The following is a 20,690-nucleotide window of genomic DNA, read 5'->3' as shown; positions in this document are numbered from 1 at the left end:
TTTATGTCTGTGGTAATCAGCGAGGCCTGGCGCCAGCGTTTTGGCGGAACGGCACGTTTATATGGTGAAAAAGCCCTGCAGCTGTTTGCGGATGCGCACGTCTGCGTCGTGGGCATTGGCGGTGTGGGGTCGTGGGCGGCAGAAGCGCTGGCGAGAACCGGTATTGGCGCAATCACGCTGATTGATATGGATGACGTTTGCGTCACCAACACCAACCGTCAAATCCATGCCCTGCGCGATAGCGTCGGGCTGGCGAAGTCTGAGGTCATGGCGGAGCGTATCCGTTTGATCAACCCGGAGTGCCGCGTGACGGTGATCGACGACTTTGTGACGGCAGATAACGTCGCGGAGTACATGAGCAAAGGCTACAGCTATGTGATTGATGCCATCGACAGCGTGCGTCCAAAAGCGGCGTTGATCGCGTACTGCCGCCGCTACAAGGTGCCGCTGGTCACGACGGGCGGCGCGGGCGGGCAAATCGATCCGACGCAGATCCAGGTGGCCGATCTGGCGAAAACCATTCAGGATCCTCTTGCCGCCAAGCTGCGTGAACGCCTGAAGAGCGACTTTAACGTCGTGAAGAACAGCAAAGGTAAGCTGGGCGTCGACTGCGTGTTCTCGACCGAAGCGCTGGTCTACCCGCAGGCGGATGGTTCCGTGTGTGCGATGAAAAGCACGGCGGAAGGGCCAAAGAGAATGGATTGCGCCTCAGGCTTTGGCGCGGCCACCATGGTGACCGCTTCCTTTGGCTTTGTGGCGGTGTCTCACGCCCTGAAAAAGATGATGGCGAAGGCGGAACGTCAGGCCTGAGCCTGACGTGCGGCCTCCTGTACGGCTTCGCTGAGCGCGATCAGCCCCTGACCGCGCGAAGCGCTGAGCTGCGCGCGCAGCCCCAGCTCATCAAATAACGCCAGCGGCGAATGCGCCAGCAATTCCGCCGCGCTTTTCCCTTCCACAGCGGTCAACAATACGGCCAGCAGGCCCCGGACGATGCGGCCTTCGCTGTCGCCGAAGAAGTGCAGCTTCTCGCCGGAGACGCTCACGCCCAGCCAGACGCGGTTTTCACAGCCTGCAATCTCTTTCGCCTGCGCCTTGAGATCGTCAGAGAGGGTTGGTAATTGCTTACCGAGAAGAATCAGCTGGCGATATTTATCTTCCCACTGTGAAAGCGGGGCAAAGGTCTGTTTTAACGTCTCTTCAGTGATGACGGTGCCAAACGGATGTCCGGCTAAAGCAGCGCTAGTCATTAATCCACCAGTATTTCAAGCGCGCGGTCAACGGCGGCGACCAGCGCGTCAACATCGCTTTGTGTGTTATAGGGCGCGAACGAGGCACGCAGCGTACCGTTAACGCCGAGCGCCGCCAGCAGCGGCTGCGCGCAGTGCTGCCCGACGCGCAGGGCGATGCCATACCCGGCCAGCAGCGTCACCATGTCGCTGTGATGCACGCCTGCAAAATCAAAGGCGAGCAGGCTTGAGTCCTGAACGCGGAACGAGCGGAAACCCGGGCGCTTTTTCAGTTCTTCCTCTGCCAGCGTCGCCAGTCCCCGACTCCAGCTTTCAGCCTGAACAATGTCGGTTTCAGCCAGCCACTCCAGCGCCGCGCTTAAGCCAATCACCCCCGCCACGTTCGGCGTACCGGCTTCCAGACGATAGGGAACATCCTGAGTTTTGAAGCCATCGAACGACACTTCGGTAATCATTTTGCCGCCACCGAGCCATGGCGTCATTTTTGCCAGCAGTTCTGGCTTGCCGTACAGCGCCCCTATACCGGTTGGCCCATAAAGCTTATGTCCTGAGAAGGCATAGAAGTCTATATCCAGCGCCTGCACATCAGCGGGGAAGTGCACCACGCCCTGAGCGCCGTCTACCATCACCACCATCCCGCTGGCATGGGCAATGCGAATAGCCTGAGCGAGGTCCGGGCAACCACCCGTAACGTTCGACATCTGCCCGAGCGCCAGAATGCGGCTGCGGGGAGTAATCAGCTCGGGGAGACGGACCACATCGGGCAGAAGGTCTGCACCTAGCGGGAGTTTCACTACGCGCGCACCCGTCTGCTCGGCCACCATCAGCCATGGTACCAGGTTGGCGTGATGTTCCGCTTCGCTGACGACGATCTCATCGCCCGGCTGAAGCAGCGGGCGCGCGTAGCACTGGGCCACCATATTGATGGCCTCGGTCGTGCCGCGCGTCCAGACGATGTTTTTCCCGCTTTCGGCATTGATCAGGCGCGCGACCTGATCGCGAGCGGCTTCGTAGCGCGCGGTTAATCGCTGCGCTTCGGCAAACTGGCTGCGATGCACGTTCCCGGCGCTCAGGCTGTAGAACCGCTGCGTGGCTTCAATCACCGCCTGTGGCTTAAGGGCGGTGGCGGCGCTGTCCAGGTAAATACCGGCATCGGCCAGGGCCGGAAACTGTGCGCGAAACTGCGCAGGACTGAAAGCGTTCATGGGATTCCTCATTTCAATATAGCGATCGTCGCGCAATTTCAGCGGCAGGGCAAGGAGGTTGATATCTATCAGAATTGTCTGCTTATCCATACGACCTCAAAAAAGCAGGTTATGCTAAATAGTGTTAGGCGGATGTTTTAGCCTGTTATAAATCGAGGTTTGAATAGCATTAATTGCTAAAGGAGAATAATCATGAATAAGACAGCTGCAATCATTTCTGCCTGTGCGTTTACCTTTGCCCTGAGCGCGTGTTCTGGTAATAACTACGTGATGCACACCAACGATGGTCGTTCTATCGTTTCGGAAGGGAAACCGACTACCGATAATGATACCGGGATGATTTCGTACAAAGATGCTAACGGGAACAAGCAGCAGATTAACCGCACGGACGTGAAAGAGATGAAAGAGATCGAGCACTAACAGATCGCAGGCGAAAAAAAAGCACCGCAAATTGGCGGTGCTACATTAATCACTATGGACAGACAGGGTAAATGTACAGGAAGTGAAAAATTGGTAGCGTTGCTACCGTGGTCTGAATCGCAGACCAATTGCAAACACAACAACACAACATCACAACCGTAAGCCAAAAGCCCTTCAGAACACGCATTCCGAAAAAAGCTCTTCGTTCCGGCTCAGGAAGTGCCGCCACTATAGGTATTTGCTGGTAGTTCCTCAACGGACAAATTATAATGGCTCAGATAAAAAAAACTAATAGGTTAAACGTTGTTTCCTGTTTGTTAAAATCCGTTAACATCTAAGCCAGATAACCATGTCAAAGCGATTGCCACCCCTTAATGCATTACGTGTTTTTGATGCAGCAGCACGTCACCTGAGCTTTACCCGCGCAGCAGATGAGCTTTTTGTGACACAGGCCGCAGTAAGTCACCAAATCAAGTCTCTGGAGGATTTTCTGGGCCTTAAGCTGTTTCGTCGACGCAACCGTTCGTTGCTGTTGACCGAAGAGGGGCAGAGCTATTTTCAGGATATTAAAGAGATTTTTTCCCAGCTTACGGAAGCCACGCGTAAGCTGCAGGCTCGCAGTGCAAAAGGTGCCCTGACTGTTAGTTTATTGCCCAGTTTTGCCATTCATTGGCTGGTGCCAAGACTCTCAAGCTTTAACTCAGCTTATCCGGGGATCGACGTTCGAATCCAGGCGGTCGATCGCCAGGAGGACAAGCTGGCCGATGACGTGGATGTCGCTATTTTTTATGGTCGCGGTAACTGGCCGGGCTTGCGTGTTGAGAAATTATACGCAGAATATCTCCTGCCGGTCTGTTCTCCCCTGCTGTTAACAGGTGAAAAGGCGCTGAAGTCACCCGCCGATCTGGCTCAGCATACACTTTTGCATGATGCCTCTCGCCGCGACTGGCAAACTTATACCCGTCAATTAGGTCTTACTCATATAAACGTGCAGCAGGGACCCATCTTTAGCCACAGTGCGATGGTGTTACAGGCTGCCATTCACGGGCAGGGCGTGGCGTTGGCGAACAACGTCATGGCGCAGTCCGAAATTGAGGCAGGCCGCCTGGTTTGCCCTTTTAATGATGTACTGGTCAGCAAGAATGCGTTTTATCTGGTTTGTCATGACAGTCAGGCAGAACTGGGTAAAATAGCCGCCTTCCGGCAGTGGATACTGGCGAAAGCGGCAACCGAGCAAGAAAAATTCCGCTTCAGGTATGAGCAATAACGTTTGTGTGCCGGGCACGCATCAATTCAGGACTTAAACATGACCAGCCGATTCATGCTGATTTTTGCCGCGGTGAGTGGCTTTATTTTTGTTGCACTGGGCGCCTTTGGCGCACATGTATTAAGCAAGTCTTTGGGCGCAGTAGAGATGGGCTGGATCCAGACCGGCCTTGAATATCAGGCGTTCCATACGCTGGCTATTTTTGGGCTGGCGGTGGCGATGCAGCGTCGTATCAGTATCTGGTTTTACTGGAGCAGCGTGTTTATGGCGCTGGGTACCGTGTTGTTTAGCGGTAGCCTGTACTGCCTTGCGCTCTCGCATCTGCGCCTGTGGGCGTTCGTTACACCTGTCGGCGGCTTCAGCTTCCTGGCAGGTTGGGTATTAATGTTTATCGGAGCTATCCGTCTGAAACGCAAGGGCGTTGTTCATGAATAAGGTTGTTTTATATTGTCGCCCGGGGTTTGAGAAAGAGTGCGCCGCGGAAATTACCGATAAAGCGGCGAAGCGCGAAGTCTTCGGCTTTGCCCGCGTAAAAGAGAACGCGGGCTATGTGGTATTCGAGTGCTATCAGCCTGAAGACGCAGACAAGCTGGCACGCGAGCTGCCTTTCAGCTCGCTGATCTTTGCTCGCCAGATGTTTGTTGCGGGTGAGCTGCTGAAGGATCTTCCGCCGGAAGACCGCATCACGCCAATTGTCGGCATGCTGCAGGGCGTGGTGGAAAAGGGCGGCGATCTGCGCGTTGAAGTGGCGGATACCAACGAAAGTAAAGAGCTGATGAAGTTCTGCCGTAAGTTCACCGTGCCGCTGCGTGCGGCGCTGCGTGACGCGGGCGTGCTGACGAACTACGAAACGCCGAAGCGTCCGGTGGTGCATATCTTCTTTATCGCACCGGGCTGCTGCTATACGGGCTATTCGTACACCACCAACAACTCTCCCTTCTTTATGGGCATCCCGCGTTTGCGCTTCCCGGCCGATGCGCCAAGCCGTTCCACGCTCAAGCTGGAAGAGGCGTTCCACGTCTTTATCCCGGCGGATGAGTGGGACGAGCGTCTGGCAAACGGCATGTACGCCGTCGACCTTGGCGCGTGCCCGGGCGGCTGGACCTATCAGCTGGTGAAACGCAATATGTGGGTATCGTCCGTTGATAACGGCCCAATGGCGCAAAGCCTGATGGATACCGGGCAGGTCACCTGGCTGCGTGAAGACGGTTTCCGCTATCGCCCGAACCGTAACAACATCTCGTGGATGGTGTGCGATATGGTTGAGAAGCCGGCAAAAGTCGCCGCGCTGATGGCCTCCTGGCTGGTCAACGGCTGGTGTCGTGAGACCATATTCAACCTTAAGCTGCCGATGAAAAAGCGCTATGAGGAAGTGTCGCAGAATCTGGCCTATATTCAGGAGCAGATGGATGAACACGGTATTAACGTGGAGATCCAGGCGCGTCAGCTTTATCACGACCGCGAAGAGGTGACGGTGCATATTCGTCGCTGGTGGGCTGCGGTCGGTGGACGTCGCGACGAGCGATAGTGCGCTGATTGCCCCTCACCCCGGCCCTCTCCCCAAAAGGGCGAGGGGGAAAAGACCGCACCGAGCAGTTCCCTCTCCCCTATGGGGAGAGGGTTAGGGTGAGGGGTATTAACGTTCTAAACGCAACTGCTGTAAATTCCCATCCAGCTGTAAATCCGTCTGTAGCGTTGCGATTTCCCGGCAGATAAACGCCATCTCTTTATGAGCCTCCAGCTTCTTGCGCCACTTTTCTGGCACCTCATCCAGACGGGCGTAAATCCCTTCCAGACTCTGAAAATCGATCAGCAGCTGCGCGGCGCTCTTCGGCCCAATCCCGGCGACACCCGGAACCTTTGAGCTGCTGATGCCTGCCAGGCCCCAGTAATCCGGCAGTTGCTCAGGCGAGACGCCGAACTCGCTGGCAATAAACGGCGCGTCCAGCCAGCGTTTTTGAAAATAGTCGCGAATGCGGATAGTCGGGGAGAGCAGCTGGCAGTAGCCTTTGTCAGTTGAAACGATAGTGGCCTGATGCCCGGCACTCGCCACCTTTACGGCCAGGGTGGCCGCGAGATCGTCGGCTTCATTTCCCTGAGCGCCCCAGCAGGGGACGCCCCGCTGTTCAAATGCGGCGCGCAGCATGGGTAATTCAGCGTGAAGATCGTCCGGCATCGGTGCGCGTCCGGCTTTGTAGTCCGGCAGACGCTGATGTCGCCAGCCCGTGTTGCGGGCTTCGTCATCAAATACCGCGACCGCGTGGGTGGGCTCACTGTGGCGGATAAGCTGTTCCAGCGCGTGCAGGCATGTGTCTTTACAAGGCGTCCCCTGTACCGCATGGATACGGCGAATCAGGTTAAGAGCATCGACGATAAGTAAATGAACGGCCACAGATAATCTCCCTTCTATCTAATGCGTGAAGGGTAACACTGTCAGCAGCATGAAACTATGAATGGTGGGGAAAACAGGAAGAAGCCTCGCAAAACGAGGCTTCCCGAGAGGCTTAATCGCAGGTCACGATCTTCATCGCCAGGCCGCCGCGAGAGGTTTCGCGGTATTTGGCGTTCATATCTTTACCCGTTTCGTACATGGTTTCGATAACCTTATCGAGACAGACGCGCGGCTCGCTGGTGCGGCGCAGCGCCATACGTGCCGCGTTTACCGCCTTCACGGAGGCAATCGCGTTACGTTCGATGCACGGCACCTGTACCTGTCCGGCCACCGGGTCACAGGTCAGCCCCAGGTTGTGTTCCATGCCGATTTCCGCAGCAATGCACACCTGCGCCGGGCTTGCGCCCAACAGCTCCGCCAGACCCGCCGCCGCCATGGAACATGCCACGCCGACTTCACCCTGACAGCCCACTTCCGCACCGGAAATGGACGCGTTCATCTTATACAGGGAACCAATCGCACTGGCGACCAGCAGGTAGCGCGCCAGTGAGTTCGCGTTCACTTCACGGATAAACTTGTCGTAATACGCCAGCACCGCCGGAACGATACCGCAGGCGCCGTTAGTCGGCGCGGTGACCACACGGCCCCCTGCGGCGTTCTCTTCGTTTACCGCCAGGGCGAACATGTTGATCCAGTCTACGACGGCCATCGGGTCCGTTGTCGTTTTATCGGTGCTCACCAGCATGCGGCGCAGCGCAGCAGCACGACGCGGCACGCGAAGCTTGCCCGGCAGAACGCCTTCGGTGGTGATCCCGCGCTCAATACCGCCGCGCATCACTTCCCAGACGTTAGTGAAGTGCTGTTCGAGCTCTTCTTTACTGTGCAGGGCCAGCTCGTTTTTCATCATCAGGCCGGAGAGGGAAAGGCCCGTCTCCTGGCAGTGACGCTGAAGGTCTGCCGCAGTTTTGTACGGATACGGCACCTCAACAGAAGAGGTATTGGTTTGACCAAAGTGGTCTTCGTCGACGATAAAACCGCCGCCGATAGAATAATACGTCTGGCTGTATACCGCTTTGTCGCCGGCCAGCGCGGTAATGCGCATGCCGTTTTCGTGCAGCGACAGGTTGTCCGCATGGAAATTCATGCAGTGGTCAACCGGGAATTCCACTTCGTGTTCACCGTTTGCCAGCAGCAGGCGACCGTGGGTATTAACGTCCTGGATGAAACCAGGGATCGCATCAATATCAACGGTATCCGGCAGGTTTCCCGCCAGGCCCATGATAATGGCGATATCGGTATGGTGGCCTTTCCCGGTCAGGGAAAGCGAGCCGTATACATCGACAACCACGCGGGTAATGTCATGCAAGATGCCGCGTGCAATCAAGTCATCCGTGAACTGCTTACCGGCTTTCATTGGTCCGACGGTGTGAGAGCTGGAAGGACCAATACCGATTTTGAAGATATCGAATACGCTAATCATGATGCGTCCATTGCTTTCAGTCAGAGAGGGAGGAGTGCGCCGTCCGAAGACGGCGCGGGTGATAATCAGAACATGGTGTACAGGGAGTAGAAGATCGCAGAGATTGCGATAAGACCCATGATAACCACAAAGGCGTTGCTCACATGACCGCTGTACTTACGCATAGCTGGGACTTTCTGAATCGCGTACATCGGCATCAGGAACAGAATCATCGCGATGACCGGGCCGCCCAGGGTTTCGATCATGCCCAGGATGCTTGGGTTCAGCGTTGCTACCGCCCAGGTGGTGAGCAGCATGAACAGTGCAGTGATTTTGTTCAGCTTGTTGATTTCAATGCTCTTGCCTTTACCGCGCAGAGATTTAATCACCATACCGTTGAAGCCTTCACGTGCGCCGAGGTAGTGGCCCAGGAAGGATTTGGTGATGGCGATAATCGCGATGATAGGTGCCATCCACGCAATGACCGGTGCGTTAAAGTGGTTTGCCAGGTAAGACAGAATAGAGATGTTCTGCTCTTTCGCTGCCGCCAGGTCCGCCGGGGAGAGGCTCAGTACGCAGCTGAAGACGAAGAACATAACGGTCAGAACCATCATGATGTGAGCGCGTGCCAGGATGCTGGAGCACTTCTTCTCTGCGCCATTACCGTACTCTTCACGTTTCGCAACGGCGAAAGAAGAGATGATTGGGGAGTGGTTGAAAGAGAACACCATCACCGGAATCGCCAGCCAGAGGGTCATCAGCAGGCCGTTACCGGTTGCCGATGCGCTGCTCAGGGACAGGGTTTCCAGCGCTGCACCGTTCCACTGTGGGATCAGGTAGCAAGCCAGTACCATCAGAGCAATCACGAACGGGAAGACCAGTACGCTCATTGCTTTCACAATCATCTGCTCACCGAAGCGCACGATGGTCATCATGCCCACAATCAGGATCAGAGACAGAATCGCACGCGGTGGCGGCGTCATGTGCAGCTGGTGCATCATGAAGCTTTCTACGGTGTTGGTGATCGCCACGCTGTAGACCAGCAGAATAGGGTAAATCGCGAAGAAGTAGAGCAGGGTAATCAGCTTACCTGCGCCAACGCCGAAATGCTCTTCAACCACTTCAGTGATGTCTTCGCCCGGGTTTTTACCGGACAGCACGAAGCGGGTCAGACCGCGGTGTGCAAAGAAGGTCATCGGGAAAGCAATGATAGCCATAATGATCAGCGGGATCAGACCGCCGACGCCTGCGTTGATAGGAAGGAACAGTACACCAGCGCCGATTGCTGTGCCGTAAAGGCCAAGCATCCACATGGTATCCGTTTTGCGCCAACCACTTCGGGATTCAATCGAAGCAACGGTGCTGGTTTGAGTGGTTTCCATCTGTATCTCCTGGAGGAAGCGAATTGTCAGGTTTTTAGTCAAATCCGATGAAAAAGTGCCTGACGGTAATATGAAATTCGTTCAGTGACGGTTTTTTAATAATTTTTGCCCGTAACTATTGGCGGGCGGAAAGATACATTCTAGTAATGAATCTATCAGTGATCGTGATCCCAAATGCAATAATCCACTTATGATGTGGGCATCTTTAGACCATTTATCTGTTAAAAAAACATCAAAGAGAATTTACGGGCGCGAAGGCTACCACCAACGACATGTGAGCTGAAAGACTGAGCCGCGATATAGGTGTCTTTAGCTGTAAAGAAATGGGTTTTTAGTATTTTCTGGCAGGTAATTTGGATTAAGGCTGATAACTCACGGTTGTAAAAATGAGGTAATCGTTTGCGTTTGTGATAATTTTGTAAAAGATATAAGTGATACCTATGAATTACATCGGGAATAAAAAAAGCCGGGACGCGCGACAGGGCGACCCGGCTTTAATGAGATACCGCTAAGCGTTATGTGCAGATTTCGTAGCAAGGAATATAGGCAGAGCCCGGCAGCTTCATGCGGTGCTGGGCGACAAAGCCCTGCAGCATGTCGTCCATACGGCGCATCATCTCCGGGTCGCCGTGGATCTTGTACGGACCGTACTGCTCAATGGCGCGGATGCCCACCTCTTTGACGTTGCCCGCCACAATCCCGGAGAAGGCACGACGCAGATCGGCGGCCAGAACCTCCACCGGCTGGTCCGGGTAGAGTTTCAGGTTCGCCATGTTCTCGTGTGAAGGCTCGAACGGGATCTGCAGATCCGGCGCAATGCGGATTGACCAGTTAAAGCTGTAGGCATCACCGGTATCGCGACGGTTCTCTTTCACCAACGGCATCGCTTTCTTCATCTGGCGCGCCACTTCTGCGGCATCGTCAATGATGATGCGATAGTGACGACGTGCGGCTTCCCCCAGCGTGTGCACGATAAATTCGTCCAGCACGCGGAAGTAGTCGGCGCTCTCTTTTGGCCCGGTCAGGATCAGCGGCAGAACCTGATCTTTGTTGGCCGGATTCATCAGAATACCCAGCAGGTAGAGCAGCTCTTCCGCCGTCCCCACGCCGCCCGGGAAGATGATAATGCCGTGGGCGATACGGACAAACGCCTCAAGACGTTTCTCGATATCCGGCATGATAATCAGTTCGTTGACCAGCGGGTTAGGTGGCTCAGCGGCGATGATTGACGGCTCGGTCATGCCGATAAACCGCCCCTCTTTATAACGCTGCTGCGCATGCCCAACCGCCGCACCTTTCATTGGCGCTTCCATCGCACCCGGACCACAGCCGGTACAGATATTCAGCTCGCGCAGGCCGAGCTGGGTACCCACCCGACGCGCATAAAGGTATTCGGTTTCGTTAATGGAGTGACCGCCCCAGCAGACGACCATGTTCGGTGCTTCACCAACGTGCAGGGCACGGGCGTTACGCAAAATGGAGAACACCAGGTTGGTGATATGGACCGAGCTTTCCAGGTCAAGATGCTGGAAACGGCCTGCGTTGTGGATCTGCCCGTTAACAAACAGGATGTCACGTAGCACGGCAAACAGGTTAGCCTGAAGTGAACGAATGATGCGTCCGTCGACAAACGCCTCTTCCGGCGGGTTGATGACTTCAAGCTTCACGCCGCGCTCGCGGCGCAGCACGTTGATATCAAAGCTTTCGAAGCGGGACAGCAGTTCTTTACTGTTATCTGTCAGGCTTCCGGAGTTCAGAACGGCAAGTGAACAGTTACGAAACAGTTGATAAAGATCGCTGCTGGCCGTGCGTTTAAGCATGTCCACTTCCAGTTGCGACAACATATCCATTGAGCCAAGCGGGCTAATATGTGTAATCAAGTGAGCTCCTTACGGGACGATTATCGTCTTTCCCTGTTGATTACAATAGCCCTGGCGCGTGACGTTTCACAACCTAAAGCGCGGAAGATACCGCGCATATTGTGAAAATATTTATATTACTGACGCACCAGCCGGCCCGTTGCCGGCACAAAATCGGTGTTGGTGCGCCACGGGTTGATGTCCAGACCGCCGCGGCGGGTGTAGCGCGCGTAAACGCTCAATTTTTCTGGCTGGCAGAAGCGCTGGATATCGCTAAAGATACGCTCCACGCACTGCTCGTGGAATTCATTGTGATGGCGGAACGACACCAGGTAGCGCAGCAATTTTTCCCGGTCAATTTTCGGGCCGCGGTACTGGATCTGCACCGAGCCCCAGTCCGGCTGATGCGTGATCAGGCAGTTGGATTTCAGCAGATGACTGACCAGCGTCTCTTCAACCACCTTGCCGCTCGCCGCGTCTTCGAGGTAATCGGCGCTGAATTCATAATTTTCCACTTCAATATCCTGATCGTCGATGCAGGTTCCGTTGAAGTGGGCGACAGGCTGCCCTTCCAGCTCGTGCAGGCGATACAGCGAGACGCTCACCTTTCCCTGCGCGCAGGCGCTTAAATCACGTTCCAGGGTGTGCTGAACGTCGTCCCAGCTGTTGAATTTTGTCTGGTTAAAGCTGTTGAGATAGAGCTTAAAGCTTTTGGACTCGACGAGATTTACGCTGGCGTGGTCCAGCTCAACGTGGCCCACCGCCACCTGCGGCAGGCCGCGCGCGTTGAGCCACGAGAGTTCGTACAGCGTCCAGATATCGCCGCCGACAAACGGCAACGCGTCAGCATGCAGGCCCAGAGGATCGCGGTTCAGGCTGCGCGGCACGCCCTGCAGCAGGCTCGCATCGTAGGTATCGCGGTAATCGGTCGATTTACCCAGCGTTAAGCCGGTTAACGCCTGATGATTTTCGTAAGACATGTTTCATAGCCACTTTACAGGTACACTTATGGGCTGAGTTTATCCTGTCTGACAAGAAGAGAGAAATCGGTGGACATCGAAACTGCAAATGCCCTCACTACCTTCACGACCCGCTATTGCGACGCATGGCATGGAAAGCAGGGATCGTGGCCGCAAAGTACTGATTTATATGGCGTACCCTCGCCGTGCATTATCTCTTCGCTCGACGATTGCGTTATCTGGCAGCCGAAGCCCACTACCGGCGAGCAAAATGTAAATGCGGTTGAACGGGCAATGGACATTGTGGTACAACCAGCGGTTCATGCGTTTTATACCACGCAGTTCGCAGGGGATATGCCCGCGCGCTTTGCTGATATCACGCTGACGCTGTTGCAGACCTGGAGCGAAGACGATCTGCAGCGTGTTCAGGAAAACCTGATTGGTCATCTGGTCACACAAAAGCGCCTGAAGCTTTCTCCGACGCTCTTTATTGCCACGCTGGACAGCGAACTTGACGTTATCTCCGTCTGTAACCTGTCAGGTGCAGTGGTTAAAGAGACTATCGGCACCCGCAATCGCGAGACTCTCGCTCCCTCTCTTGCGGATTTCCTCACCCGACTTGAGCCCCTTCTGTAATCCATGCTGCTAGAGCGCGTGTGAGAGATCTCTTACAAGGTTTGTGAGAGATCGCTGGAACATTCAGTATTACCTCATTAAATTCAGATTAATATCACTCTATTTTTCAATGGATTAGTTGTTCATCCTATTATTTTTAGGGAGTCACTGCGTCTTACAACGCTGGCTGAGTGGGTTGTAAGACGAAGCGGAATAGCGGATTCTATCTCCGTCGACAGGAAGCCGACACGAGAAACGAACATCAGGATGATGGCGTTTCTCACTCAGGACTCGTCAGGATGGCGCTGCAGGAAGGCTTCAGGATGAAGCGAAGTGGATAACGCAGGATGCGTAAGGGACACCTCCAGGAAGGAGAACGAGAGCCGGTCAGGATGGTCGGTGGGTCAGGAAGGCCAGGACGTTTCAGGATGAAACAAACACGTCAGGAAGATGTGTGAAGGATGCAAAAGGTAGACGGATGACCAGGCCTTCGGGCTTCAGGAAAAGTTGTCACGGATGAGCAGGGAGCACGAATTGTAGCTGGAATGCTGCGGAACGAACCGGGAGCACTGTTTTTACAGTGCTCCCTTTTTTTATTTCTGCCTTTCGCAATGCTATGCTGCGCGCCGTTCACTTTTTCAGTTGAGGTTACTATGACGCAACACGATAGCGTTCGTGCTCAGTTGCACGCCATCGAAGCCCTTTTGCGCCAACATCAGCTGTGGCAGGAGACCGCGCCGCAGCCAGAAGCGTTCGCCAGCACCCAGCCCTTTTGCCTGGATACGCTGGCGCCTTTCGAGTGGCTGCAGTGGGTGTTAATTCCGCGCATGCACGCCCTGCTTGAGGGGGGGCACCCCTTGCCCCAGGCGTTTGCTGTCTCTCCCTATTATGAAATGGCGCTCGAGGCGACGCACCCTGCGCGCGACGTCATGCTGGTCGAACTGGAAAAACTGGATGCCCTGTTTGCCGGTGAAGATGCATGACGCTTGAGATCCTCTATCAGGACGAGTGGCTGGTGGCGGTGAATAAACCGTCAGGCTGGCTGGTGCACCGCAGCTGGCTGGATCGCGACGAGAAAGTGGTGGTGATGCAGACCGTTCGCGACCAGATTGGTCAGCATGTTTTTACCGCCCATCGTCTCGACCGGCCGACCTCCGGCGTGCTGCTGATGGGGCTTTCCAGCGAAGCTGGCCGTCTGCTGGCGCAGCAGTTTGAACAGCACCAGATCCAGAAGCGCTATCACGCGATCGTGCGTGGCTGGCTGACCGAGTCCGCCACCCTGGACTACCCGCTGGTGGAGGAGCTGGACAAAATCGCCGATAAATTTGCCCGCGATGACAAAGGCCCGCAGCCCGCCGTGACGGATTATCGCGGCATGGCGACGACGGAAATGCCGGTGGCCACCAGCAAATTTCCGACCACACGCTACAGCCTGGTTGAGCTTCTGCCCAAAACCGGGCGTAAGCACCAGCTGCGACGCCACCTTGCGCATCTGCGCCACCCGATTATTGGCGACAGCAAACACGGTGATTTACGCCAGAACCGCAGCGCGGCCGAACACTTTGGCTGCCATCGTCTGATGCTACACGCAAGCGAGCTCAGCCTGACGCACCCGTTTACCGGCGAGCCGCTGACTATCCGCGCGGGGCTGGACGACGTCTGGATGCAGGCGCTGTCACAGTTTGGCTGGCTGGGACAACTCCCCGAAAATGAAAGGGTTGAGTTTGTACCGGGCAACGTTCAGGATGAACAGTAAACGCATTCATTATGGGAAAATAGCATGGCTGAAGTAGGCATTTTTGTCGGCACAATGTACGGCAACTCGCTGCTGGTCGCGGAAGAGGCGGAAGCGATTCTGGCAGGCCAGGGCCATAAAGCCACGGTCTATGAAGATCCGGAGCTGGCGGACTGGGAAAAGTATAAAGATAAATACATTCTGGTGGTGACCTCCACCACCGGGCAGGGCGATCTGCCGGACAGCATCATGCCGCTGTTCCAGGGCATTAAAGACCAGCTTGGCTATCAGCCAGATGTTCACTACGGCATCATCGCCCTCGGCGACAGCTCTTACGCCAACTTCTGCGGCGGCGGGAAGCAGTTTGATGCGCTCCTGCAGGAGCAGAGCGCCCAGCGCGTTGGCGAGATGCTGCTGATTGATGCGGGTGAGCACCCGGAGCCAGAAAGCGAATCAAACCCGTGGGTCGAACACTGGGCAACGCTGCTTAAATAACCCTGCGCGATACCAATGGTAGGCCGGGTCAGGCGTAGCCGCCACCCGGCATTACATCCCGCACCAAACGCCATTTCCGTGAACTACCTTCCACTCCTCTGGGCTTATGCCCTAAACAACCTCCCTCACACCCTTTAATACTGTGTTTTTGCACGGTGAGTAGAAGCGCCACTCCTTCATATACTTTTCCGGTCACTATAAAACGGCGTCAGGCCGTACCAAAACGACAAAACCAATCTCATTCTGCTTACCCTACCGGTGCTGTACAGAATGAACCAGGCGAAAGCTATGTTTCAGGAGTGCAACAATGAGTACATTAAGCCACGCGGCGAGCAGCGCTGAAAAGCGCACCAATGCCCGCTACTGGATAGTGGTGATGCTGTTTATCGTCACGTCCTTTAACTATGGTGACCGCGCCACGCTGTCGATTGCCGGTTCGGAAATGGCAAAAGATATCGGCCTCGATCCGGTGGGCATGGGTTACGTTTTCTCCGCATTCTCATGGGCCTACGTCATCGGGCAAATCCCTGGCGGCTGGCTGCTGGACCGCTTTGGCTCTAAACGGGTCTATTTCTGGTCCATCTTCATCTGGTCTGCCTTTACCCTGCTGCAGGGCTTCGTCGATATCTTCAGCGGCTTCGGCATTATCGTGGCGCTCTTCACGCTGCGCTTCCTGGTAGGGCTAGCGGAAGCGCCTTCCTTCCCGGGTAACAGCCGCATTGTGGCGGCCTGGTTCCCGGCGCAGGAGAGGGGAACGGCGGTGGCAATTTTTAACTCCGCACAGTACTTCGCGACGGTGATCTTTGCGCCCATTATGGGCTGGCTGACCCATGAGGTGGGCTGGTCGCACGTGTTCTTCTTTATGGGCGGACTCGGGATCGTCATCAGCTTCGTCTGGCTGAAAGTGATCCACGAACCCAACCAGCATCCCGGCGTGAACAAAAAAGAGCTGGAGTACATCGCGGAAGGCGGCGCGCTGATCAACATGGATCAGAAATCCTCGACGGCGAAAGTCCCGTTCAGCCAGAAATGGGCGCAGATCAGGCAGCTCGTCGGCTCGCGCATGATGATAGGGATCTATCTTGGCCAGTACTGTATCAACGCCTTAACCTACTTCTTCATCACCTGGTTCCCGGTATACCTGGTGCAGGCACGCGGCATGTCGATCCTGAAAGCGGGATTTGTCGCCTCGGTCCCTGCCATCTGCGGCTTCGTGGGGGGCGTGCTCGGCGGGGTGATCTCCGACTGGCTGATGCGCCGCACGGGCTCGCTGAACATCGCGCGTAAAACGCCTATCGTGCTCGGCATGCTGCTCTCCATGACTATGGTGTTCTGTAACTACGTCAATGCCGAGTGGATGATTATCGGCTTTATGGCGATGGCCTTCTTCGGCAAAGGCATTGGCGCGCTGGGCTGGGCGGTGATGGCGGATACGGCCCCGAAAGAGATCAGCGGCCTGAGCGGCGGTCTGTTCAATATGTTCGGCAACATCTCCGGGATTGTTACGCCCATCGCTATCGGCTACATCGTCGGCACCACCGGATCGTTCAACGGTGCGCTAATCTACGTGGGTGTGCATGCGCTGGTGGCGGTACTGAGTTACCTGGTGCTGGTGGGGGATATCAAACGCGTCGAACTTAAACCTGTTGCGGAGCGTGGATGATGACAACGCAATCGAGCCCAACCGTCACTGAGATGAAAGTCATCCCGGTGGCCGGGCAGGACAGCATGCTGCTCAATATTGGCGGGGCACATAACGCCTGGTTTACCCGTAATATCGTCGTGCTGAAAGACAGCGCAGGGAATACCGGCGTGGGTGAGGCTCCTGGCGGAGAGGTGATTTACCAGACGCTGGTCGATGCCATGCCGCAGGTCGTGGGGCAAGAGATTGCTCGCCTGAACAAGGTGGTTCAGCGGGTGCATAAAGGCAACCAGTCGGCAGACTTTGATACGTTCGGAAAAGGTGCCTGGACGTTTGAACTGCGCGTCAACGCGGTCGCCGCCCTGGAAGCGGCTCTGCTTGATTTACTGGGGAAGGCGCTCAGGGTTCCGGTCTGCGAACTGCTGGGGCCCGGCAAACAGCGCGATGCGGTCACCGTGCTGGGCTATCTGTTCTACGTTGGCGATCGCAATAAAACCGATCTCCCCTATCTGGCCCGAACCGCGGGCGACCACGACTGGTATCAGTTGCGCCACCAGGAAGCGCTCTCCAGCGACGCGGTAGTGCGGCTGGCCGAGGCGGCGCAGGATCGCTACGGCTTTAAAGATTTCAAGCTGAAGGGCGGCGTGCTGCCCGGCGAGCAGGAGATTGAAACGGCCCGGGCGCTGAAAAAACGCTTCCCGGATGCACGGATCACCGTCGATCCCAACGGCGCATGGCTGCTGGATGAAGCGATTAGCCTGTGCAAAGGGCTGGGGGATGTCCTGACCTATGCGGAAGACCCCTGCGGCGCGGAGCAGGGCTTCTCGGGCCGCGAAGTCATGGCCGAGTTCCGTCGCGCCACCGGGCTGCCGGTCGCGACCAATATGATCGCCACCAACTGGCGCGAAATGGGTCACGCGGTGATGCTGAACGCGGTCGACATACCGCTGGCGGACCCGCACTTCTGGACGCTCTCCGGCGCAGTGCGCGTGGCCCAGCTGTGCGATGACTGGGGACTCACCTGGGGCTGTCACTCGAACAATCACTTTGATATTTCGCTGGCGATGTTTACCCACGTTGGCGCCGCAGCGCCGGGTAACCCGACCGCCATCGACACCCACTGGATTTGGCAGGAAGGGGAAGCCCGCCTGACGAAAAATCCGCTGGAAATCATCAATGGCAAAATTGCCGTACCGGATGAGCCGGGCCTGGGCGTGGAGCTGGACTGGGATCGGATCCATAAAGCCCATGAGGCGTATAAAAAGCTGCCGGGCGGCGCGCGTAACGATGCGGGCCCGATGCAGTACCTTATCCCCGGCTGGACATTTGACCGTAAGCGCCCTGTGTTTGGACGTCACTGATAAAAGGATTACACGATGAGTACTTTTACGACCCCTGTCGTTACTTCCATGCAAATCATTCCGGTTGCGGGCCATGACAGCATGCTGATGAACCTGAGCGGCGCGCATGCGCCATTCTTTACCCGCAACATTGTCATTATCAAAGACAATTCCGGCCATACCGGCGTGGGCGAGATTCCGGGCGGGGAGAAGATCCGCAAAACCCTGGAAGATGCCATTCCGCTGGTGGTGGGTAAAACGCTGGGCGAGTACAAAAATGTCCTCAACACCGTGCGCAATACCTTTGCCGATCGCGATGCCGGAGGCCGGGGCCTGCAGACCTTCGATCTGCGCACCACTATCCACGTGGTGACCGGAATTGAAGCCGCGATGCTGGATCTGCTGGGTCAGCATCTGGGCGTTAACGTTGCGTCGCTGCTGGGCGAGGGGCAGCAGCGCAGCGAAGTGGAAATGCTGGGCTATCTGTTCTTTGTCGGTGACCGCAAGCTGACGCCACTGCCGTATCAGAGCCAGCCCGAAGAACAGTGCGACTGGTACCGGCTTCGCCATGACAAGGCCATGACCCCGGATGCGGTGGTGCGCCTGGCGGAAGCCGCTTACGAGAAATATGGTTTCAACGATTTTAAACTGAAGGGCGGCGTGCTGGCCGGGGTAGAAGAGGCGGAAGCCATCACCGCGCTGGCAAAACGTTTCCCGCAGGCGCGCGTGACGCTGGATCCGAACGGAGCATGGTCGCTTGATGAAGCGATCAAAATTGGTAAACAGCTGAAAGGCGTGCTGGCGTATGCGGAAGATCCGTGTGGGGCTGAGCAAGGCTTCTCGGGCCGTGAAGTCATGGCGGAATTCCGCCGCGCAACGGGGCTGCCGACCGCGACCAATATGATTGCCACCGACTGGCGTCAGATGGGACACACCCTGTCATTGCAGTCTGTCGACATTCCGCTGGCCGACCCGCATTTCTGGACGATGCAGGGTTCGGTGCGCGTGGCGCAGATGTGCCATGAGTTTGGCCTGACCTGGGGTTCGCACTCCAACAACCACTTCGATATCTCTCTGGCGATGTTCACGCACGTCGCCGCCGCCGCGCCGGGGACAATCACCGCTATCGACACCCACTGGATCTGGCAGGAAGGTAATCAGCGTCTCACTAAGCAGCCGTTTGAGATCAAAGGTGGCATGGTGCAGGTGCCTTCCACGCCGGGGCTGGGGGTTGAGCTGGATATGGACCAGGTCATGAAGGCCCATGAGCTGTATCAAAAACACGGTCTGGGCGCGCGCGACGACGCGATGGCGATGCAGTATTTGATCCCGGACTGGACATTCGACAATAAACGCCCGTGCATGGTACGATAAACGCATTGGGACCGCTCCCATGAGCGGTCTTTTACGTGGTGTATGCTTAACGTAACGACTATGCGTAAGGATGGCTTATGAAAATTGTTATCGCACCGGACTCGTATAAGGAAAGTTTGAGTGCGCTTGAGGTTGCGACAGCGATAGAGCGTGGTTTTCGCGAGATCTTTCCCGAGGCGGTTTACGTCAAACTGCCGGTCGCGGACGGTGGCGAAGGGACGGTTGAGGCGATGATCGCGGCAACGCAGGGACGCATTGTGCATGTTCCGGTGACGGGCCCGCTGGGTGAACGCGTAGAAGGATTTTATGGCTTATCCGGTGACGAGCAGAGCGCCTTTATTGAAATGGCGGCGGCAAGCGGCCTGGAGCTGGTTGCGCCTTCGCAGCGTAATCCCCTGAAAACCACCTCCTGGGGCACGGGCGAACTGATTCGTCACGCGCTGGATGCGGGCGTTAAGCATATCATTATTGGCATTGGCGGCAGCGCCACCAATGACGGCGGCGCAGGAATGGTGCAGGCGCTGGGCGCTAAATTGCTCGACGCGAGTGAACAGCCTCTTGGGCTGGGCGGTGGCGAGCTGGGAAAACTCGCGCGTATCGACCTGAGCGGGCTGGACAGACGTCTGGCGGAGTGCCGGATAGAAGTCGCCTGCGATGTGACCAATCCGCTAACCGGGAAGGACGGTGCGTCAGCCGTATTTGGCCCGCAAAAGGGCGCCACCGCAGAAATGATTGTCACCCTGGACAACGCGCTTGCGCACTATGCGAGCGTCATTGCCCGGGATCTGGATATCGACGTGCTAAACCTTGCTGGCGGCGGCGCGGCGGGGGGTATGGGGGCCGCGCTGTACGCCTTTTGCGGCGCGCAGCTGCGCCAGGGCATTGAGATCGTGACCGATGCGCTACACCTGGCCGACCAGGTGGCCGATGCGGATTTGGTGATCACCGGTGAAGGCCGCATTGACAGTCAGACGATCCACGGCAAAGTCCCGGTGGGGGTGGCGAAGGTGGCGAAACGCTTTAACAAACCCGTCATCGGTATTGCAGGCAGCCTGACGGCGGACGTTGGCGTGGTACACGATCACGGCATTGATGCCGTGTTTAGCGTGATCTACACCATCTGCTCGCTGGAAGACGCGCTGGAAAATGCTGGCGAGAACGTCAGGATGGCCGCAAGAAATATCGCGGCGGTGCTGAAAGTGGGGCAGGGGATGTAGTTCTCCCTCTCCCCGTGGGAGAGGGTCGGGGTGAGGGCATCAGGCCGAACCCGCAATCGTAGGCCCGGTAAGGCGAAGCCGC

Annotated in this window: 20 protein-coding genes; 13 read left to right on the top strand and 7 right to left on the bottom strand. The window is 56.4% G+C overall.

Annotation, left to right across the window (positions count from 1 at the left end; genetic code table 11):
* Nucleotides 1–3: 3 nt before the first annotated feature.
* The gene (tcdA, locus tag V1587_RS20220; RefSeq protein ID WP_371897899.1) at nucleotides 4–810 is read left to right on the top strand and encodes a tRNA cyclic N6-threonylcarbamoyladenosine(37) synthase TcdA; all 807 of its coding nucleotides are present in this window, start codon (nucleotides 4–6) and stop codon (nucleotides 808–810) included.
* Here the strand turns inward: tcdA and csdE are convergent.
* Together csdE and csdA are read right to left on the bottom strand one after the other, a co-directional pair.
* Complete coding sequence (gene csdE / locus V1587_RS20215; protein WP_371897900.1) at nucleotides 801–1,247, bottom strand: cysteine desulfurase sulfur acceptor subunit CsdE; 447 nt, start codon at nucleotides 1,245–1,247, stop codon at nucleotides 801–803. The two genes, tcdA and csdE, sit on opposite strands and share 10 nt — an antisense overlap.
* Nucleotides 1,247–2,452: a cysteine desulfurase CsdA gene (gene csdA / locus V1587_RS20210; RefSeq protein WP_371897901.1), complete on the bottom strand. Its 1,206-nt coding sequence runs from the start codon at nucleotides 2,450–2,452 to the stop codon at nucleotides 1,247–1,249. Before csdA ends, csdE begins: the two co-directional genes overlap by 1 nt.
* 192 nt (nucleotides 2,453–2,644) lie before the next feature.
* On the opposite strand from csdA, the gene V1587_RS20205 reads away from it, so the two are divergent.
* From V1587_RS20205 to rlmM, 4 genes are all read left to right on the top strand, one after another.
* A complete protein-coding gene (locus V1587_RS20205) occupies nucleotides 2,645–2,872 on the top strand; it encodes a YgdI/YgdR family lipoprotein (protein ID WP_008499648.1) in 228 nt (75 codons plus the stop codon).
* Nucleotides 2,873–3,221: 349 nt separating this feature from the next.
* Nucleotides 3,222–4,139: a glycine cleavage system transcriptional regulator GcvA gene (gene gcvA / locus V1587_RS20200; protein WP_023309032.1), complete on the top strand. Its 918-nt coding sequence runs from the start codon at nucleotides 3,222–3,224 to the stop codon at nucleotides 4,137–4,139.
* Nucleotides 4,140–4,178: 39 nt separating this feature from the next.
* Nucleotides 4,179–4,574 carry a DUF423 domain-containing protein gene (locus V1587_RS20195; protein WP_023309031.1) on the top strand — a complete coding sequence of 132 codons (396 nt, stop codon included), beginning with the start codon at nucleotides 4,179–4,181 and terminating at the stop codon, nucleotides 4,572–4,574.
* Entirely contained in the window at nucleotides 4,567–5,667 is a 1,101-nt protein-coding gene (gene rlmM, locus V1587_RS20190; RefSeq protein WP_112780981.1) for a 23S rRNA (cytidine(2498)-2'-O)-methyltransferase RlmM, read from the top strand. The genes V1587_RS20195 and rlmM overlap by 8 nt, the downstream gene beginning before the upstream one ends.
* 108 nt (nucleotides 5,668–5,775) lie before the next feature.
* Here rlmM and xni read toward each other — a convergent pair whose 3' ends face one another.
* From xni to queF, 5 genes are all read right to left on the bottom strand, one after another.
* Nucleotides 5,776–6,531, bottom strand: a complete 756-nt coding sequence (gene xni / locus V1587_RS20185; protein ID WP_094934826.1) for a flap endonuclease Xni — start codon at nucleotides 6,529–6,531, stop codon at nucleotides 5,776–5,778.
* A gap of 112 nt (nucleotides 6,532–6,643) precedes the next feature.
* Nucleotides 6,644–8,011 (bottom strand): L-serine ammonia-lyase II, encoded by a 1,368-nt coding sequence (gene sdaB, locus V1587_RS20180; protein ID WP_249576924.1) that lies wholly within the window; start codon nucleotides 8,009–8,011, stop codon nucleotides 6,644–6,646.
* A 65-nt stretch (nucleotides 8,012–8,076) separates the two neighbouring features.
* The gene (locus V1587_RS20175; protein ID WP_371897902.1) at nucleotides 8,077–9,372 is read right to left on the bottom strand and encodes an HAAAP family serine/threonine permease; all 1,296 of its coding nucleotides are present in this window, start codon (nucleotides 9,370–9,372) and stop codon (nucleotides 8,077–8,079) included.
* Between the two features lie 515 nt (nucleotides 9,373–9,887).
* Nucleotides 9,888–11,252 carry a nucleotide 5'-monophosphate nucleosidase PpnN gene (ppnN, locus tag V1587_RS20170; RefSeq protein ID WP_008499641.1) on the bottom strand — a complete coding sequence of 455 codons (1,365 nt, stop codon included), beginning with the start codon at nucleotides 11,250–11,252 and terminating at the stop codon, nucleotides 9,888–9,890.
* A 116-nt stretch (nucleotides 11,253–11,368) separates the two neighbouring features.
* Nucleotides 11,369–12,211 carry an NADPH-dependent 7-cyano-7-deazaguanine reductase QueF gene (gene queF, locus V1587_RS20165; RefSeq protein WP_371897903.1) on the bottom strand — a complete coding sequence of 281 codons (843 nt, stop codon included), beginning with the start codon at nucleotides 12,209–12,211 and terminating at the stop codon, nucleotides 11,369–11,371.
* 69 nt (nucleotides 12,212–12,280) lie between these two features.
* On the opposite strand from queF, the gene syd reads away from it, so the two are divergent.
* From syd to V1587_RS20125, 8 genes are all read left to right on the top strand, one after another.
* Nucleotides 12,281–12,826, top strand: coding sequence for a SecY-interacting protein (syd, locus tag V1587_RS20160; protein ID WP_371897904.1), 546 nt, complete (start codon nucleotides 12,281–12,283; stop codon nucleotides 12,824–12,826).
* A 632-nt stretch (nucleotides 12,827–13,458) separates the two neighbouring features.
* Nucleotides 13,459–13,788 carry a YqcC family protein gene (locus V1587_RS20155; RefSeq protein WP_023309024.1) on the top strand — a complete coding sequence of 110 codons (330 nt, stop codon included), beginning with the start codon at nucleotides 13,459–13,461 and terminating at the stop codon, nucleotides 13,786–13,788.
* A complete protein-coding gene (gene truC / locus V1587_RS20150; RefSeq protein WP_371897905.1) occupies nucleotides 13,785–14,561 on the top strand; it encodes a tRNA pseudouridine(65) synthase TruC in 777 nt (258 codons plus the stop codon). The genes V1587_RS20155 and truC overlap by 4 nt, the downstream gene beginning before the upstream one ends.
* Nucleotides 14,562–14,585: 24 nt before the next feature.
* The gene (locus V1587_RS20145) at nucleotides 14,586–15,035 is read left to right on the top strand and encodes a flavodoxin (RefSeq protein WP_371897906.1); all 450 of its coding nucleotides are present in this window, start codon (nucleotides 14,586–14,588) and stop codon (nucleotides 15,033–15,035) included.
* 307 nt (nucleotides 15,036–15,342) lie between these two features.
* Complete coding sequence (locus tag V1587_RS20140; protein WP_371897907.1) at nucleotides 15,343–16,698, top strand: MFS transporter; 1,356 nt, start codon at nucleotides 15,343–15,345, stop codon at nucleotides 16,696–16,698.
* Nucleotides 16,698–18,038, top strand: a complete 1,341-nt coding sequence (locus V1587_RS20135) for an enolase C-terminal domain-like protein (RefSeq protein ID WP_395314594.1) — start codon at nucleotides 16,698–16,700, stop codon at nucleotides 18,036–18,038. Before V1587_RS20140 ends, V1587_RS20135 begins: the two co-directional genes overlap by 1 nt.
* A gap of 15 nt (nucleotides 18,039–18,053) precedes the next feature.
* Nucleotides 18,054–19,391, top strand: coding sequence for a glucarate dehydratase (gene gudD / locus V1587_RS20130; protein ID WP_371897908.1), 1,338 nt, complete (start codon nucleotides 18,054–18,056; stop codon nucleotides 19,389–19,391).
* A 77-nt stretch (nucleotides 19,392–19,468) separates the two neighbouring features.
* Nucleotides 19,469–20,608 (top strand): glycerate kinase, encoded by a 1,140-nt coding sequence (locus V1587_RS20125; protein ID WP_371897909.1) that lies wholly within the window; start codon nucleotides 19,469–19,471, stop codon nucleotides 20,606–20,608.
* The last annotated feature ends 82 nt before the right edge of the window (nucleotides 20,609–20,690 follow it).

It is taken from the genome of Enterobacter sp. ECC-249 (assembly GCF_043965265.1).
GTDB lineage: Bacteria > Pseudomonadota > Gammaproteobacteria > Enterobacterales > Enterobacteriaceae > Enterobacter > Enterobacter quasiroggenkampii.
This window is presented reverse-complemented; position numbering and strand designations above follow the sequence as displayed.